The organism is Poseidonibacter sp. (assembly GCF_041821165.1).
In the GTDB taxonomy this organism is placed as follows: Bacteria; Campylobacterota; Campylobacteria; order Campylobacterales; family Arcobacteraceae; genus Poseidonibacter.
The window spans coordinates 1-2,152 of sequence record NZ_JBGUES010000264.1 but is presented as its reverse complement, the minus strand read 5'-3'; the positions used below and the strand labels follow the sequence as shown (position 1 = coordinate 2,152).

Sequence of the window (2,152 nt, the reverse complement as noted above, 5' to 3'; positions counted from 1 at the left end):
TGTAATATTTGTTTCAAGTAATATCTTCAAACATTTAGGTAATTTTTTTAAAATAGGATAATACTGAAAAACTTTTTTTAAATCACAATAGTGATATGTATTGTTGTTATATTCAAAACTACTTATAAATCTATTCAACTTCTATCCTTTTTTACACTTATAACTTCATCTGTTTGTAAACAATAAGCACTAAGTTTTCCAAAACCTTTTTCTAAATAGTGACATCCTGTATCAACATCAATAAAGTGTTTTTTTGTATTAACTTCTTTAACTACTGTATGACCAAAAATATTAAATATTTCAACATCATCTTTTGGTTCTTTTCTTGACCAGAGAATATTTTCTTTTAATATATCTTGCTTATTTTTATTTTTAATTGTTTCCCATATATTTGCAATACTAGCATGAGAAATAACAATTTCTTTATTATGCTTTTTAATATCTTCTATTTTAATATATAAAGGAAGTGTTTTTAACCATTCTACATCGTCATAAAACTCTTGTAGTTTTTTTTCATCATCTATGTAATATAGTCTACCATCATCATTATCTATTTTTATTAAACCATAAGATAATAAGGTTTGTTTTCCACCTTTTGTTATCCAAGTATAGAAACTATTTGATCTAGCAATATTTGCATAATCTTTTTTTAAACTTTTAGCAAATGAAATCATAAACTCTTCATGATTTCCTAAAACACATTTATATTTATTATCTCTTATAAATTTTATAACATCTTTTGATTTTAATCCTCTATCTACTAAATCTCCAACAAATATAATTTTACTATTTTTAGGAATTTTGTTTATTAGTTTAATTAAAGTCTCATATTCTCCATGAACATCGCCAATAATATAGGTATTTTTACTTTGCATTTTTTTAATAACTTTTTAAATAATTTTGTATAATACTAACATTATTACTTATTAAAAATAGTTAAAAACTCATAATTTATTCTTTTTATAAATTTATTTACAAAAACTAAATATTATATGGCTATGATTAAATCATATTTTATATAAAAGAATCTATTTATTCATTTGTAAAATGAGTGAATTTTCAATTTACTATTAAGTAATCTATCCTATAATAACAGCTTCAAAATTTTAAAGGTAATATAAAAATGACAGATAGCATAAAAATATTCAACGCTTGTGAAAATAACTTAAAAAATATTAATTTAGAAATACCAAAAAACAAACTTATTGTGTTTACAGGACTATCAGGTTCGGGTAAATCTACACTAGCTTTTGATACGCTTTATGCAGAAGGTCAAAGAAGATATATAGAGTCACTTTCTGCATATGCCAGACAATTCTTAGATAAAGTAGGAAAACCTGATGTTGAAAGAATTGAAGGATTAACTCCTGCAATTGCAATTGATCAAAAAACAACTTCAAAAAATCCACGTTCAACTGTTGGAACAATTACAGAAGTGTATGATTATTTAAGACTATTATACGCAAGAGTTGGGAAACAGCATTGTCATAAATGTAATGAACCAATTTCACAAATGAGTGCAAGTGATGTAATTAATCAAGTTTTAACACTTCCTGAAAACTCAAAAATTGTAATATTAGCACCACTTATAAATAGAAAAAAAGGTACTTTTGCAGATCTTTTAGAATCTCTTCGTTCAAAAGGTTATGTAAGAGCTATGATTGATGGTGTTATGGCTAGACTTGATGAAGAAATTGAACTTGAAAAAAGTAAAATGCATACAATAAAAGTTGTAATTGATAGAGTTGTAGTAAAAGAAGAAAACAAAGAAAGAATTGCTCAAGATGTAGAAAAGGGTCTAAAAGAGAGTTTTGGTGAATTAGAAATTGAGATTTTAAATCATGAAGATGTTGGTGTTGAAAAACATATTCATTATTCTGAACATATGGCTTGTTTTGATTGTAAAATTTCATTTGAACCACTTGAACCTTTATCATTTTCATTTAACTCACCAAAAGGTGCTTGTACTTCTTGTGATGGTTTAGGAATTAGATATGCACTTGATTTAAAAAAAGTAATAAATGAAGAACTAACAATTGAAGATGGTGCCGTAAAAGTAATCTATGGATTTAATAAAGGTTTTTATTTCAAAATGCTTACAGCTTTTTGTAATGCTGCTGATATTAGTACAAATGTTCCATTTAAAGAGTTA

The 2,152-nt window shown here is 25.0% G+C and carries 1 protein-coding gene and 1 pseudogene; one reads left to right on the top strand and one right to left on the bottom strand.

Annotated features, from left to right (window positions below; translation table 11 throughout):
• Nucleotides 1-134: 134 nt before the first annotated feature.
• Nucleotides 135-875, bottom strand: coding sequence for a metallophosphoesterase (locus ACERKK_RS12995; RefSeq protein ID WP_373773499.1), 741 nt, complete (start codon nucleotides 873-875; stop codon nucleotides 135-137).
• A gap of 248 nt (nucleotides 876-1,123) precedes the next feature.
• Here ACERKK_RS12995 and ACERKK_RS12990 point away from each other — a divergent pair.
• Nucleotides 1,124-2,152: pseudogene (locus ACERKK_RS12990) on the top strand (excinuclease ABC subunit A); the annotation flags it as partial.